The sequence below is a fragment of the Denitrobaculum tricleocarpae genome (assembly GCF_007004665.1).
GTDB classification, from domain to species: domain Bacteria; phylum Pseudomonadota; class Alphaproteobacteria; order Kiloniellales; family Kiloniellaceae; genus Denitrobaculum; species Denitrobaculum tricleocarpae.
Map to the genome: position 1 here is coordinate 35,211 of NZ_ML660054.1, position 13,998 is coordinate 49,208.

Genomic DNA, 13,998 nt, shown 5'->3' on the forward strand with positions numbered 1-13,998 from the left:
CGGTTGGCGTGTGCCGTCTCGCAAACTGGGCTCTGGAGGGACTGCCGTTATGAGCAGCGATGAGATCTTCACCTGGCCAAGCTGTCCGCGGTGCGTTGAGCAGCCGGGCAACAGCGGCAGATGGGAGCGGAAGAGGCACTACGCGGTCTGCGGCGTTGAGCGATGCACAAAACAACCGCTCAAGTATGTCATCGCCACTCCCAAGCGTGAAGCAGCAGATGATCTGTACGAAGCGTTGCTATACGCCCGGAAAGAACTTGAGGCATACGCAACCGAGTTCGTAGGCGAAGATTACAACAGCCTCCAGATCAACGCCGCCCTCGCTCGTGCTGAGGAGAAAGAACATGAGTGACGTGATTTGGGCGAGAAACGTTAAGTGCTGCACGAGCGGCGAGTGGGCCCTTGATGGCCTCCTATTAGACGTCGACGACAGCTTCACCCCCTACGTCCCCGCCGCTGAACTCGAAGCCCTCAAGGCACGAGAGGCGAAGCTGCTGGAAGAAAACCAAGAACTGTTCGACCGGCTAAGCGACATGGTCGAACAGGTGAAGCTATGAGCGAGCAAGATACGATTTGGGTTGGCACTTTTAGCGACGGCAGCACTGCAACCTGCTGTAAAGGGGATTGCCGCGAAAACAAACGTAAGGGTGTTGAGGGTCAAGTTTGTAAATACGGCGCGCCCAGATTTTACCCGCACGTCCCCGCCGCTGAACTCGAAGCCCTCAAGGCACGAGAGGCGAAGCTACAGATCGCCATGACAGCTATAGCTGAGGGGTTGGAGAAACATTTGGCCGACTACGATTGCGCGACAAACCCGTTCATCCGAGATGATCGCGAAGTCATAGCAGACGCAGCGACTGAAGCCCGCAAAGCCCTTACTGAGTTTGAGAGGACGGAAAGATGACCGAAGCCTGGCTGAGTTTCTCAACTGCCCCAGACGATGGTCGCGAGGTGATCGCGTGGCGCGAAGATGCCGGGGTGCTCATCGTCCAATTTGTCGGTCCGCTCGATGAGTACGGGCAACTAGACGAAAACGAAGAGCCTTGCTGGTTCACAATCCATGGAGAAGACCTGACGGCCGATCTTCCGACGCACTGGATCGACCTACAAGGCCCAGATCTCAAAAAGGAACCATCATGACCAAAGATACAGCTGTAGTGCAGTCTGAGGAATACCGGGCGAAACCGGGCTCTGAGGTCGTGGCGCTCAAGAGGGAGCTGAAGGATCGGCTTGAACTGGCCGACCAGCTTCAGGACTACAACTTCGACCCTGTTGCGCTGGCAGATACTCTGGACGGCGAAGGCAACTTTGACGAGGCCTGCGAGGCGGTTGTTCGGCAGGCACAGTTGTTCCGGTCCTACGCCGATGGCTTGGACAATTATATCAAGAGTTTGCAGTCACGCAAAGACCGCCTCAAGAAGTCCTCAGAGACCCTGAAAAACGTTGTTCTCGCGGCCATGGAGAAGGCCAGCAAGAAGTCCATTCAAGGCGTGTCCTGCACCATCACAGCCAAGCCTACACCGCGATCTGTGGTGATCGAGGATGAGGCCGAAATCCCGGTGAAATACTGGGTGACGAAAGACCCCGTCATCGACAAACGCGCCATCGCAGCAGACCTCAAGGAAAAGGTGGCGATACCTGGCGCAACGCTGTCGAACGGCGGCATAACCCTGCAAGTGAGGAACCTATGAACCAAGTGACGGTCATGCCACCGATGGCACCGCGCAGCTACACCGACAACCAGCTGCAGCTGATCCACCAGACTTACGCGAAGGACTGCACCGCGCAGGAATTCAACGTCTTTATCGAGGTTGCCAAGCGCTACGGTCTGGACCCGTTCAAGAAGCAGATGTACTGCAACATCTACAACAAGGACGCCAAGCCGAACGATAAGAAGCAGCGCACAATGGTTTTCATCACGGCCATTGACGGCTTCCGGGGCATTGCTGAGCGGACGGGCCTCTATCGTCCTGACGAGAACGAGCCTGAGGTCACCACACACAAGGAATTTGCCAACCCGGACTCGAACCCGCTTGGCATTGAAAAGGCGGTCGTGACCGTCTGGAAGATGGATCAGCGCGGTGACTGGAACCCAATCAAGGGCGTGGCCTATTGGGATGAGTTCGCCCCCCTAGTCGAAGGCTATGATGAAGAAGACCGGGGCGAGACCTGGGACAATAGCGGCAATCCCAAGATGACCCGCATTCCCAACGGCAAGATGATGCTGGACCCGAAGAACAACTTCTGGCGGAAGATGGGCCGTCACATGCTGGCGAAGTGCGCCGAAGCTCAGGCTTTGCGCCGTGGCTGGCCGAACGATATGAGCGGCATCTATGCGCCGGAAGAGATGGCCGTGGCCGATGCCGACGAAGCAACCGCTGCCGAGCGTGTAGAACGCGCCGAGCAAGAGCGTCTTCTCCTCGCGACCAAGACCAAAGACACCATCATGATCCAGTGGCGTGCTGGGGACCCTTTGGAAGCCGTGACTCTCGGGCAGATGGTGGACCGCTGCGCGGCGTTTATCGAGCAGTGCGCCTCGCCGACCCAGCTTGAGACATGGCGGCATATCAATAAGCACAGCCTGCAAGAGTTCTTCGCGCGGTCTAAGTCTGACGCGCTGGAGATCAAGCGTCTGCTCGAAGAGAAGCTTAAGGCACTTCAGGCGGATGAGCCGGAAACACTTATGGCGGAGGCGGGTGAATGAGCGGGTCACTGAACCGAGTTATGCTGATAGGCAACCTTGGCCGCGACCCAGAAATCCGCAGCACACAAGACGGCAACAAGATCGCCAACCTTTCCATCGCCACAAGCGATACCTGGAAAGATCGCAACAGTGGTGAGCGCCGGGAACGAACCGAATGGCACCGCGTTGTGATTTTCAACGAGCACTTTGTCGACGTCTGCGAGAAGTTCCTGCGCAAGGGCTCGAAAGTCTATCTGGAGGGGCAGCTTGCCACGAGGAAATGGACCGACCAGCAGGGCAACGACAAATACAGCACAGAGGTCGTGCTCCAGAAGTATCGCGGCGAGCTGACCATGCTTGACGGCCGCAGCGAGGGGCAGCAGGGCGGCAGTGGCGACTACGGCGGGCCTGAGAGGCACAGCGGCAATCATCAGGGCTCTGGGAGCTTTGGCGCCAGCTTCGGGCAGGGCAATGACCTTGACGATGAAATTGGATTTTGAGGTGAAGCATGAAAACCGTGTTCAGAAAAACCTTGCGCGGCCTTGTTCCAGTCGATGAAGACGCACACAGCGAGTTCAGCAAGTGCAAGCTCGATAGGGATGTGATGGTTGAGATTAAGCGCCACCGGAACATGCACAACCACAACAAATATTGGGTGCTGTGCACGATCATCGCAGACAACTCCGAGCGCTGGCCGACCAAGGAACGCGCCTCGCACATGCTGAAGATCGCGACCGGTCACTATGACGAGGTTCTGCGGCCTAACGGCGGGATCGACCGCGTGCCACACAGCATGTCTATCGCCAGCATGGAGGCAGCCAAGTTCGAAGCATTCTTCGACCAAGTCATCAACCTCACCTGCGCCAAGATCATACCACATCTGGATCCAGGTGGATTGCGCAGCGAGATCGAGAACCTTTGCGGCATTGGAGCGGTGGCATGACTGAAACAAAGCGCATGACCCAGAAGCAAGCGGCTGAATGGGCAGGCTGCAGTATCAGCACTCTAAAGCGATACGTCTGCGCAGCATGTGACCGCTCTGCCTTGGACCAGATCATTTGGGGATGTGGCAGTACGTGCCGAGACAAGTGCAACCCGCGCACAGATAAGTATTGGCCACCAAACAATCCCAAAAGGAGAGAGGTGCGTCCCAATGACTAAAACAACGCGTAAGGCTGGGTGATGGTGGATCGCAAGAACGATCGGGTTGCTGACTTTGTGTTCACCGGCTGGCGGAAATTGACCATCAACAAGATGTGTCATGAGTACAGCGGCCTTACCCGCCGCCAAGTTCTCCGCCGCTACAAGCCCGTCAAATGCACCATGTCGATTACATTGGAGGATGAGTAGATGACCGATGAAACGCTTGCGAAGTTCGGCCACCATCCGGACGAAATTATTGACGCCGAAGTCGAAATCGGTCGCCTCGAAGGACTTCTATCAGAAGCGCAAGCTGGACTTATCAAGACACTCGATTTCCGCGCTGCTACACCTGAAGGCTTGGCAATCAAAGAGAATTCGAGACGGGTGCTGCGGGAGACCGGTTATGCCGGTAATTTTGGGTGTACCCATGACTGACCTTCTCCCCCGTCTCCGCGCTGCCACTGAACCCAGCATGAAGCTTAAGGAGATGGCATGAGCAGAATGAAAGCCAATTTGATTATCGCTGTCATGTGGATCGGAGCAGTTATGTTTTGTGCCGGCATTACCGGTCTCATGGGTCAACTGCTGGGATTTTGGTGATGACCACCCTACCCCCGGAGGAGTGAGAGATGCCCAACGCCACGTTCAGCATTGCTTACCAGCCTATCCGGCTCCTGAAGACCTCAGAAGCCGCCCGGTACTGCGGTATGGCGCTGGCCAAATTCAAGCGGGACTGCCCGGCCTCGCCCATCGAGTTCGCACAGAATCAGATCCGCTACGATGTTAAGGATTTGGACAAGTGGATTGATGGGCTTAAGCTGGCGACAGACGAGAATTCGGACGAATACTGGCTGAGCAAATTCCGTGACCAGAATTCCAGTTAAGCATCTTAAAGTTTACAAGGACCGCCATGGCAAACGGCGTGTGTACTGCCGGGTGTCCGGAAAGGCCATCAAGTCCGATTGGGGCTCCGCTGAGTTCTTTCGTGAAATCGACGAAGCCAGGAAGCCATTTGCAGATGCGGAGCCGAGCACGAAGCCGGGTACACTCGGGCACCTCATCAAGCTTTATCGCGCCGGAGATCACTTCAAATCCCGTAAGCCCAGAACCAAGAGCGACTATCAGAAGGTCATTGACCACCTTAAATCGATAGAAGACGCCCCGCTTGGGAAGATAGATAAGCCATTCGTTGCGAAGCTCAGAGACGAGGCGGCACAGATGCGCGGGCGGCGGTTCGGAAACTACGTCAAAACGGTCATCTCTGCCATGTTCAGCTGGGGCAGTGAGTACGGCTATACGCCCGCCACGAACCCGCTATTGGGCATTAAAAACATTCCCCGACCCGAAGAGCTACCAGACCCCAATCGCCCCTGGACGGATGCAGAGCGCCATATCGTGTTGGACGCCGCGCCAATTCACCTCAAGGTGCCGATCGCGCTTGGCATGTACACCGGCCTGCGGGTTGAAGACGTGCTGATGCTCTTACGCACGGAATACAACGGTATCGAGATCTCCCGAGAGACAAATAAGTCCAAGCAGGATATCTGGTGGCCCTGCCCCAAAGACCTGAAGGCCATTCTTGACGAAGGCATTGCGCATCGAGCGAAGAACCCTCGTGATATCGAGGCTCTCACACTGTGCATCAACAGTCGTGGACGCGCCTGGAGCTATCACGGCTTCCAGTCGTCATTCTACAAATTCATACGAATGCTTCAGGGCGATGAGGAAAAGGGTATCGAGGCGAAGGTTGCGCCGGGCCTCACCTTCCATGGACTCCGGCACACAGTGGGCACCATACTTGCTGAGGAAGGCTTTGACGCAAGCACGATCGCAGACGCTCTCGGGCATGCGACGGAAGAGATGGCGCGGCACTATATGAGGCACGCAAATCTGAAGAAAAAGATGACTGGAGTGGTGAAGGTTTTCGACGTCGCCCTGAACGAAAGAAGGCCAAAGTCTGTCTAACCTTGGCCGAGAATGCTGTCTAACCTATTGTGCGGTCGGTTTGTGTGGTTTAATTTACTATTCTAAATCAATGCCATAATGGCGCGCCCGGCAGGATTCGAACCTGCGACCTACGGATTAGAAGTCCGTTGCTCTATCCAGCTGAGCTACGGGCGCATCGGGGAGCCAGATACTGGTTCCTGGATGGATTGCCTCTTATGGCAGATTTCGGGGCTTGAGGGCAACTCTTGGTGTGCAGTCCGTCAAACGCGCGGAAAAGATCAGAAATGAGCCGCGAAAACCCGCAAGGGATGACGGCTCATCTGGGCCAGTGCTCAATGGGTCCAGCGGCCTGTGCGCTTGAAGGCGAAGTTATCGGCATAGGCCTTGGGCGTAATTCTGCGTTCGTGCGGCTGCTCCAGGGAATACATGTATCCCTTGCGCTGGGCGTAGGCGATGGCTTCGTCCTTGCTGTCGAACCAGAGGCGCAACTGCGTCTTGGTGTCCGCGGAAGAGGTCCAGCCCATCAGGGGTTCGACCTGACGCGCGGTTTCCGGCTCGAACTCGACGACCCAGCGTTCCGTGCGGGCACGGCCCGACTGCATGGAGGTTTTGGGGGGTTGGAAAATACGCACCTGCATCGAAATGTCCTTCGCACTCACTGCTGTGACCAACTGCATCAGGGCCCGTTCGGGCGCAGACTCTGACGAATGACCCAACTTAACGCAGCAACATCTATGCCGGGTTAATCCGTCATCCGTTTGGAATTTAAGGTGATTCAGGGTCCGGGGTCCAGCGCGGCTGCAGTCTTGAACGCCCGGAACGCGAACCGCCCACCAAAACCGGCGAAAAACAGATCACCGATGTTTTGATGGTCGGGGAGAGAGGATTCGAACCTCCGACCCTCTGGTCCCAAACCAGATGCGCTACCAGGCTGCGCTACTCCCCGACAGCGCGGAACCTAAGACTTCTTTCTGACGATGGCAACCAGATTGAGTGTCTTTTGTGCAAAAAACACAGCCCCATCTCTCAGACGTTGGGAAAGCTCATAAAAAGCAGCAAAAAAGACAGTTAATAAACTGTTTTAATTGACTAATCCGTCATTTTCTTAAATTCCCCATCCTGGGCGAACTGCGGCAGGCCATCCTCCAGGTCGTAATAAGCCGCCTTGTCGGCGACAAAAATATGCCCTGCCGTCGTCAAACCGGGCGCCTTTTCAAGGCTGCCGGCGGCAATTGCGATTCGTCCGCTCCCATGCTGTTCCCAGAAGAGTGTCGCGCCGCAGTCCCGGCAAAACCCGCGGCGGGCGGTATCGCTGGCGTGGTACCACTTCAACCCGCCGTCCCTGATAAAGCGGAAATCTTCATGCGATGCGTTGGTCGAGGCAAGGTAATGCCCTGTCATTTTCCGGCACTGACCACAGTGGCAATTGACGACGGGTTCGAGCGGCCCACCGACCTCGAACGCCACGGCGCCGCAGAGGCAAACGCCGCGTGTAACTGTCCCCTTCCCAGACAGATCGGCCTCTGACACGTCGGACTCGGGCATATCGCTCAAATTCCTCCTTTTGCTGCGGGCCGGGAACGCCAGTTCCAGTAGATCCGCCGTCATGCTGCAATCAGTGTCTTACGCATGATGGGGCGCGTATCAGACCGCCTCAATACCTCCGTAAAGCCCGCTCTGACGAACGCAGCCTCAAACCCGGTCCAGGCGTAGACCGCCGGATAAGGCTTTTTGTTCGGGGCAATCGGATAGCCCTCGAGAACGTCACCGCCCTGCTCCCGGACAAATTCACAGGCCGCTTTCAGCAGCGCCACCGTCAGCCCTGTTTTCCGATGGCTCTTGCGAATGAGGAAGCAGGAAACACTCCAGACATCCCTTTCATCGACCGGTTTCAAAACCCGCGAAGCCTCCAGCCGCGTGAAATCGGTCCGTGGCGCTACGGAACACCAGGCGACAGCCTGCGAGCCGTCATAGGCCAGGAGCCCCGGTGGCCTGCCCAATTCGAAAGTCTTCTTCATGGCCAAGCGGTTGCCTTCGCCCTTTTGCGCGTCGAACGACTTATTGGTCAAACGCCAGGTCATACACCAGCAGCCGCCGTACCCGCCCTTCTTACCCATCAGATCCTCAAAGTCCGGCCAGCGGTCGGCGGTCGCCGCGTGGATAATGATGTCTTTTTCGCTCATTGCAGAGCCACCCTCATGAAGCCCGATCCGCTTTTGGAAACTTTAATATGTTCCTATTTTGTTCTCAAGCATTTTTCCTTGTGGTCCTCTATCGGCTCTCATTGCAAAGGGCTTTACCGCACCGCCTTCACGTGGCTAGTTTGCGGGTGCCCCACTCCTTCTCAACCGCCTGAGCTCCTTATGTTCGACGACAGATTGCCGACCCATCTCTGGATCCAGGCACACATACGCACCTGTTCCATAGAAGGAACACCCGCGACCGTCATGCACAAGGGCGAGAGGATGAGTGGAATGCTGTTGCTCAAACTCAATCAGCTCGATCTTGGCTGCCGAGTCCTGACGCAAATGCGCGATATCGACGGAAAGCTCGGCTGGATGCCCGCCCTGAAAGGCGAGTTGGTCGCGGAACCTGAAGCGGACGAATACATCGCCCGTGCGGTTAAGCGCGACCCCGACCTTTGGGTCGTCGAAATCGAGAGCCGCGACGGCAGCCATCCCTTCGAAGGCAAGCTGCTCTAGGGTCTGTTGCTATCGAGCGATCATCTGCCCCAGACCTGCCGTATTCCCGACCGAATGGGAACGCATTCCTTTGCTGAATTGAGGGGCCCTCCAGTAAAGGAAAACCCTCGTGTCAGATATCATCAAACAATCCGGCTTCGGCCTTGCCACGGCCGGCCTCTTTGTCGCCCTCGGCCTGGGCACCTCCGCCGCGCTTCTCGGGCAGAGTCTCATCGAAATGCGCCGCGCAGAGCGCATCGTGTCGGTCAAAGGGCTGTCCGAGCGCGAAGTCGAGGCCTCGATCGCCAGTTGGCGCCTTCCCTTTCGCGGCACGGCCAGCGAACGCCAGTCCGCCGTTGCCGAAGCCATCAAATCCCGCGACACCATCATCGCCTTCGCCGAGGAAGGCGGCCTGAACCGGAGCGAACTGGTGGTTGAGCCTTTCACCTTGAGGGTTGAACGGAATTTCTTGACTATCGATGGCGAGCAGCGGGAGCAACTGCGTTACGTCGCCTCCGGCGCGATCCGCCTGCGTAGCGAGAATACGGCCGCGATCGCCAATCTGACCGCGAACACCCCCACCCTCCTGGACCGGGGCGTCCTGCTGGGCGACACGGACTACGGCGAAACGCCCCGCGCCGAGTACATCTTTACCGGCATCAATGACATCAAGCCTGAGATGATCGCCGAGGCGACCAAGAGCGCCCGTGAGGCCGCGCAGCGCTTTGCCGAAGACTCCGGCAGTTCGATTGGCCGGATCGCCTCTGCGAACCAGGGTGTGGTTCAGTTTCTTGCTCGGGACGGCAATTACGACGAACGCTTTGAGCGTTTCAAAGTCATCCGCGTGGTCAGCACGGTCCGCTATGAGTTGGTCGAATAGATCACTTGGGGAACAGTCTGAACAGACCCAACAAACCTGCGGCTATATGATCATTTTAAACGTGAATACGATAAGTTTTCTCATTTTGTGATCCAAACAGAGGCGTCAGCGCAAGAGAGTCCGGCTATCATGCCCGGATGCTGCATCACACACATACGCCCCTTCGGGCCACCACACCGCGCCTGTTCAGAACGACTGCCGGTCGACCGCTCGCCATGCTGCGGAACTGTCCGGCATATGAGGCGACACCTCTGCATCGCCTGGAGCCACTGGCTGGCAAATTGGAGGTCGCAATCCTCTGGGCAAAAGACGAGACACAACGTATGGGGCTGGGCAGCTTCAAGGCCCTCGGCGGCGCCTTTGCGGTGGCACAGATGATCTCCGACGTTGCCGCGACCTCCGACCTCACAAGCCAACAGGCCAGGAACGCAGCCGCAGACATGACCTTCATCACCGCCAGCGCCGGTAACCACGGCCTCTCGGTCGCCGCCGGTGCCCGGGTCTTCGGCGCCCGGGCAGTTATCGTCTTCTCGACGTCGGTGCCGGAGTCCTTTGCCGAGCGCATCCGCACCCTCAACGCCGAGGTCGTGCGGGTGGACGGCAGCTACGAGGACAGCGTCGCGGAAGCCACGCGCCTGGCCGAAACGGAGAATTGGCTGCTGCTCGCCGATGGCTCCTGGGAGGGTTACATCGAACGCCCGGCCATGGTCATGGAAGGCTACACGGTCCTGGCCGAAGAATGCCGCGCGGATTTCGCAATGGCCAGGCTTTGGCCGACCCATGTCTTCCTGCAGGCCGGAGTTGGTGGCCTGGCGGCGGCGGTGGCAGCACACATCCGGGAATTCTGGGACGAGCAGCCGCACATCATCGTGGTCGAACCGGATGCCGCCCCCTGTCTGATGGCAAGCGTCAAAGCGGGCGGTTTAACCCGCGCCGAGGGACCGCTCTCCAACATGGGCCGGCTCGACTGCAAGGATGCCTCCCTGATTGCTTACGACTCGCTTCGACGGGATGCGCAGAGCTTCGTTACCGTCTCGGATGAGGAAGCGGCCGAGGCTGTCGCCCTTTACGCTCGCAACGGTATCACGACGACCCCGAGCGGTGCCGCCACTCTGGCCGCCCTCCAGCTTATTGCGCCCGGGCCGGACAGCCGTTGTCTGTTGATTGTTTCGGAAGGCGGCACTTGAGCAATGGGAATCACTCGGACAGGGGTACCGAAAGCCCGACCTTTGTGCGGTCCATGACCACCGAGGTCCGAAAGCGTTTCACATTGGTATCGTCGAAGAACAACCGCTGCGTCAGGCTCTCGAAATCTGCCATGTCCCTGGCCAGAACAATCAGTGCGAAGTCGGCTTCACCGGTGATGTAGTAGCATTGCTGCACTTGAGGTTCCGCCCTTGCCTTGCGGCGGAAGGCGTCCAGCTGATCCAGGCGTTCGCGCTCAAGTTCCACCATGACCAGAAAAGTCATGGCGTAACCCGCGGCTTCGGGAGAAACGACAGTGAAATCGCCCAGGATCAGGCCGTCAGCCCTCAGGTTCCTGATCCGCCGCTGAACGGTCGCCACCGACAGGCCGGTTTCCGCCGCAATCGTCTCCAGGCGCTCCCGCGCGTTCTCCTGCAAAAGGCGCAGGATTCTGGTGTCGGCCGGGCTCAGTTCGCTCATTCCGCCCTCGGTTTCAGAGGCTAAATTTAAGACCGTTCCCGGGTCGCCGTGAACTTCAGTTTCGGCCAGTCCTCGATCGCCCGGTTCAAGTCCCAGCTGTTGCGCGCCATGTAGACCGGCGCGCCGTCGCGGTCCTCAGCGGCACTGCTTTGATTGCGATCCAGGAAGCGCTTCATTTCCGCCGGGTCTCCGTCGACCCAGCGCGCGGAATAGAAAGGCGCGGCCTCGAAGCCGACCTTGATGCCGTATTCGCTCTCGATCCGGGTCGCCAGAACGTCGATCTGAAGCTGACCGACCACGCCGACGATCCAATCGGCCCCGATCATGGGACGAAACACCTGGGTCACACCCTCCTCGGCCAAACTCTCCAGCGCTTTCTTGAGATGTTTCGCCTTCATGGGATCGTCCAGGCGTACCCGCCGCAGGATTTCCGGCGCGAAGTTCGGAATGCCCGTAAAGCGCAGGTTTTCACCCTCGGTCAGTGTGTCGCCGACCCTGAGCGTACCGTGGTTCGGCACACCGATGATGTCGCCCGGCCAAGCCTCTTCGGCCAGTTCCCGGCTCTGGGCGAAGAAGAGGATCGGGTTGTATATACCAATCGATTTCCCGGTCCGGACCTGATGCATCTTCAGGCCGCGCTTGAACTTGCCCGAGCAGAGCCGCATGAAGGCGATCCGGTCCCGGTGGTTCGGATCCATATTGGCCTGAACCTTGAAGACAAAGCCGGTGACCGGTTTTTCGTCAGGTTCGATCTCGCGCCTATCGGTCGGCTGAGGGCGTGGCGAGGGCGCGAAGTCGACCACGGCGTCGAGCAGTTGCTTGATGCCGAAGGATCGCAGGGCCGAGCCGAAGAACACAGGGGTCAGGTGACCCGCCCGATAGTTCTCCAGGTCGAACTCGGGACAGGCGGCCTGCACCAGTTCCATCTCCTCGCGGGCTTGCGCCAGCTGGTCCGCCGGCAAGGCAGCATCCAGCTTGGGGTCGTCCACCGGCGCATCGATCACATCGGTGAGTTCGCTCGAGTCCTTGTTACCGTCGAACAGCATCATCTTCTGCTCGCGCATGTCGTAACAGCCGCGGAAAATGCCGCCCATGCCCACCGGCCAGGACATCGGGGTGGTATCCAGGGCCAGGATTTCCGAGATCTCGTCTAGGATCTCGAAATTGTCGCGGGCCTCCCGGTCCATCTTGTTGATAAAGGTGATGATCGGCACGTCGCGCAAACGGCAGACCTCGAAGAGCTTGCGGGTCTGCGCCTCGATACCCTTTGCGCCGTCGATCACCATGATCGCGGAATCGACCGCCGTCAGGGTGCGGTAGGTATCTTCACTGAAGTCTTCATGGCCCGGCGTATCGAGTAGGTTGAAGGTCACGTCCCGGTATTCGAAGGTCATGACCGAGGTGGTCACGGAAATACCGCGCGATTGCTCGATTTTCATCCAGTCGGAGCGCGCGCGCCTGCCCTCGCCCTTGGCTTTGACCTGTCCGGCGAGATGGATGGCGCCGCCCATCAGCAGCAGCTTTTCGGTCAGCGTGGTTTTACCGGCATCGGGGTGCGCGATAATGGCGAAAGTCCGCCGTTTCTCGGCGGCCTCTCCAATGCTCGCAGGACCCGAATCGCCCGCCGCTGACGCCATGTCGTTCATTGACAAAATCTGCTCCGTTGCTTCGGCGCGGCGCTCCCAAAAAAGCCCGACCGTTGATTTCGGCCCTTCTATGACCTGAAACCGCCTGAAATTCAAATGTTGAAGCGCAAAACGGTCCTGAGCGGCCGATCAGGGCTTTACGACCTTACCGGCCTTGCGCGGGTAGGTTAGTCTCGGCCCAAAGCATTGATCATTTCCTCTTTCCATATGCGGAATCCTTCATGTCCACACGCTCAATCGGCCTCGATGACGATCTTTACAATTATCTGATCAGGGTTTCTCTGCGCGAACCGGACCTCTTTGCCCGCCTGCGCCGCGAGACCGAAGGCATGCCCGAGGCCATGATGCAGATCAGCCCGGAACAGGGACAGTTCATGCAGCTTCTGGTCAAACTGACCGGCGCAAAAAACGCCCTGGAGATCGGAACCTTCACCGGCTATAGCGCTTTGGCCGTGGCCACTGAACTTCCCGAAAACGGCAAGCTGATCGCTTGTGATATCAGCGAGTCCTTTACCTCGGTCGGCCGCCCCTACTGGGAGGAAGCGGGCGTGGCTGACAAGATAGATCTTCGCATCGGTCCGGCAGTCGCGACCCTGGACGCACTGATCGTGGACGGTCAGGAAACCGGTTTCGATTTCGCCTTCATCGACGCCGACAAAACCAACTATGCCAACTACTATGAGCGCTGCCTGAAATTGCTCCGCCCTGGCGGCCTGATTGCTATCGACAACGTGCTCTGGGACGGCTCGGTCGTGAGTCCCAAGGACATCAGCGCCGATACCCAGGCCATTCGCGCCTTGAACGATGCCCTTAAGAACGACGAGCGGATCGATCTCTCCCTGGTGCCGATCGGCGACGGCCTGACCCTGGCCCGGAAACGTCCATGAGCTGGAACCAACAAGAGATCGAGGCCTTTACGGCAGAAGCCTGGGAAGGACTGGAAGCGGCACAGTCGGCCCTGACACGGCGTTTCGATCTCGAGGACCGCGATTGGCAGATGGATCAGCAACAGGGTACGGTGACGCTGGCGGCAGAAGGCAGAGCGCCACTGACCTTCGATGCCGTTGCCATCGGCTCCCTCGCAAAGAAAACATGGATGTGGGCCTGGGCCAACGACTCGATTCTTGAAAACTTCTCGTCGGAATCAGCCAAACTGAAGCAGTTGACCGAAACCTCAGGCCTGGCTTTCTTCGCTCAGCCGCTTTGGGAAGATGCGATTGAAGATGACGCCTGGAGTGCGGCGGCGATCGCCTTAAAGGTCCTCGGAGGAACCGCTGTGTACCGCTGTCCGATTGCCGCGGACACCAGCCTCTTCGTCTTGCTGCGGGAACACTTCAACGCTTGATGAGCCCT

Annotated in this window: 21 protein-coding genes and 2 tRNA genes; 16 read left to right on the plus strand and 7 right to left on the minus strand. The window is 58.2% G+C overall.

Annotated features, from left to right (window positions below):
• Positions 1 to 49: 49 nt before the first annotated feature.
• From FKG95_RS09170 to FKG95_RS09220, 11 genes are all read left to right on the plus strand, one after another.
• A complete protein-coding gene (locus FKG95_RS09170; protein ID WP_142896069.1) occupies positions 50 to 352 on the plus strand; it encodes a hypothetical protein in 303 nt (100 codons plus the stop codon).
• The gene (locus FKG95_RS09175; protein ID WP_142896070.1) at positions 345 to 557 is read left to right on the plus strand and encodes a hypothetical protein; all 213 of its coding nucleotides are present in this window, start codon (positions 345 to 347) and stop codon (positions 555 to 557) included. Before FKG95_RS09170 ends, FKG95_RS09175 begins: the two co-directional genes overlap by 8 nt.
• On the plus strand, positions 554 to 904 hold the full coding sequence (locus tag FKG95_RS09180) for a hypothetical protein (protein WP_142896071.1): 351 nt from the start codon (positions 554 to 556) through the stop codon (positions 902 to 904). Before FKG95_RS09175 ends, FKG95_RS09180 begins: the two co-directional genes overlap by 4 nt.
• Positions 901 to 1,140 carry a hypothetical protein gene (locus FKG95_RS09185; RefSeq protein WP_142896072.1) on the plus strand — a complete coding sequence of 80 codons (240 nt, stop codon included), beginning with the start codon at positions 901 to 903 and terminating at the stop codon, positions 1,138 to 1,140. The genes FKG95_RS09180 and FKG95_RS09185 overlap by 4 nt, the downstream gene beginning before the upstream one ends.
• Positions 1,137 to 1,691: a siphovirus Gp157 family protein gene (locus FKG95_RS09190; protein WP_142896073.1), complete on the plus strand. Its 555-nt coding sequence runs from the start codon at positions 1,137 to 1,139 to the stop codon at positions 1,689 to 1,691. The genes FKG95_RS09185 and FKG95_RS09190 overlap by 4 nt, the downstream gene beginning before the upstream one ends.
• Complete coding sequence (bet, locus tag FKG95_RS09195) at positions 1,688 to 2,704, plus strand: phage recombination protein Bet (RefSeq protein ID WP_142896074.1); 1,017 nt, start codon at positions 1,688 to 1,690, stop codon at positions 2,702 to 2,704. Before FKG95_RS09190 ends, bet begins: the two co-directional genes overlap by 4 nt.
• A complete protein-coding gene (ssb, locus tag FKG95_RS09200) occupies positions 2,701 to 3,183 on the plus strand; it encodes a single-stranded DNA-binding protein (RefSeq protein WP_142896075.1) in 483 nt (160 codons plus the stop codon). The genes bet and ssb overlap by 4 nt, the downstream gene beginning before the upstream one ends.
• 8 nt (positions 3,184 to 3,191) lie before the next feature.
• Complete coding sequence (locus FKG95_RS09205) at positions 3,192 to 3,626, plus strand: DUF1367 family protein (protein ID WP_142896076.1); 435 nt, start codon at positions 3,192 to 3,194, stop codon at positions 3,624 to 3,626.
• 407 nt (positions 3,627 to 4,033) lie between these two features.
• Complete coding sequence (locus FKG95_RS09210) at positions 4,034 to 4,261, plus strand: hypothetical protein (protein ID WP_142896077.1); 228 nt, start codon at positions 4,034 to 4,036, stop codon at positions 4,259 to 4,261.
• Positions 4,262 to 4,455: 194 nt separating this feature from the next.
• Positions 4,456 to 4,710 (plus strand): hypothetical protein, encoded by a 255-nt coding sequence (locus FKG95_RS09215; RefSeq protein ID WP_142896078.1) that lies wholly within the window; start codon positions 4,456 to 4,458, stop codon positions 4,708 to 4,710.
• Positions 4,691 to 5,791: a tyrosine-type recombinase/integrase gene (locus tag FKG95_RS09220; RefSeq protein ID WP_142896079.1), complete on the plus strand. Its 1,101-nt coding sequence runs from the start codon at positions 4,691 to 4,693 to the stop codon at positions 5,789 to 5,791. Before FKG95_RS09215 ends, FKG95_RS09220 begins: the two co-directional genes overlap by 20 nt.
• A 79-nt stretch (positions 5,792 to 5,870) precedes the next feature.
• On the opposite strand, the gene FKG95_RS09225 is transcribed toward FKG95_RS09220, so the two are convergent.
• From FKG95_RS09225 to FKG95_RS09245, 5 genes are all read right to left on the minus strand, one after another.
• Positions 5,871 to 5,947: transfer RNA gene (locus FKG95_RS09225), tRNA-Arg, on the minus strand.
• A 158-nt stretch (positions 5,948 to 6,105) separates the two neighbouring features.
• The gene (locus FKG95_RS09230; protein ID WP_342779215.1) at positions 6,106 to 6,450 is read right to left on the minus strand and encodes an ETC complex I subunit; all 345 of its coding nucleotides are present in this window, start codon (positions 6,448 to 6,450) and stop codon (positions 6,106 to 6,108) included.
• 192 nt (positions 6,451 to 6,642) lie between these two features.
• Positions 6,643 to 6,719: transfer RNA gene (locus tag FKG95_RS09235), tRNA-Pro, on the minus strand.
• A gap of 143 nt (positions 6,720 to 6,862) precedes the next feature.
• Positions 6,863 to 7,381: a GFA family protein gene (locus FKG95_RS09240; RefSeq protein WP_218940141.1), complete on the minus strand. Its 519-nt coding sequence runs from the start codon at positions 7,379 to 7,381 to the stop codon at positions 6,863 to 6,865.
• Entirely contained in the window at positions 7,378 to 7,956 is a 579-nt protein-coding gene (locus FKG95_RS09245) for a GNAT family N-acetyltransferase (protein ID WP_142896080.1), read from the minus strand. The genes FKG95_RS09240 and FKG95_RS09245 overlap by 4 nt, the downstream gene beginning before the upstream one ends.
• 180 nt (positions 7,957 to 8,136) lie before the next feature.
• Here FKG95_RS09245 and FKG95_RS09250 point away from each other — a divergent pair, with 180 nt between their 5' ends.
• From FKG95_RS09250 to FKG95_RS09260, 3 genes are all read left to right on the plus strand, one after another.
• Positions 8,137 to 8,475 carry a DUF1491 family protein gene (locus FKG95_RS09250; protein WP_142896081.1) on the plus strand — a complete coding sequence of 113 codons (339 nt, stop codon included), beginning with the start codon at positions 8,137 to 8,139 and terminating at the stop codon, positions 8,473 to 8,475.
• Positions 8,476 to 8,584: 109 nt separating this feature from the next.
• Entirely contained in the window at positions 8,585 to 9,334 is a 750-nt protein-coding gene (locus FKG95_RS09255; RefSeq protein ID WP_142896082.1) for an SIMPL domain-containing protein, read from the plus strand.
• Positions 9,335 to 9,471: 137 nt separating this feature from the next.
• Entirely contained in the window at positions 9,472 to 10,521 is a 1,050-nt protein-coding gene (locus FKG95_RS09260) for a diaminopropionate ammonia-lyase (protein ID WP_142896083.1), read from the plus strand.
• Between the two features lie 10 nt (positions 10,522 to 10,531).
• Here FKG95_RS09260 and FKG95_RS09265 read toward each other — a convergent pair whose 3' ends face one another.
• Positions 10,532 to 10,999, minus strand: coding sequence for an Lrp/AsnC family transcriptional regulator (locus tag FKG95_RS09265; RefSeq protein WP_142896084.1), 468 nt, complete (start codon positions 10,997 to 10,999; stop codon positions 10,532 to 10,534).
• 26 nt (positions 11,000 to 11,025) lie between these two features.
• On the minus strand, positions 11,026 to 12,645 hold the full coding sequence (locus FKG95_RS09270) for a peptide chain release factor 3 (RefSeq protein WP_218940142.1): 1,620 nt from the start codon (positions 12,643 to 12,645) through the stop codon (positions 11,026 to 11,028).
• Positions 12,646 to 12,866: 221 nt separating this feature from the next.
• Here FKG95_RS09270 and FKG95_RS09275 point away from each other — a divergent pair, with 221 nt between their 5' ends.
• On the plus strand, positions 12,867 to 13,532 hold the full coding sequence (locus FKG95_RS09275; RefSeq protein WP_142896085.1) for a class I SAM-dependent methyltransferase: 666 nt from the start codon (positions 12,867 to 12,869) through the stop codon (positions 13,530 to 13,532).
• Positions 13,529 to 13,990 (plus strand): DUF6882 domain-containing protein, encoded by a 462-nt coding sequence (locus tag FKG95_RS09280; protein WP_142896086.1) that lies wholly within the window; start codon positions 13,529 to 13,531, stop codon positions 13,988 to 13,990. Before FKG95_RS09275 ends, FKG95_RS09280 begins: the two co-directional genes overlap by 4 nt.
• Positions 13,991 to 13,998: the final 8 nt, after the last annotated feature.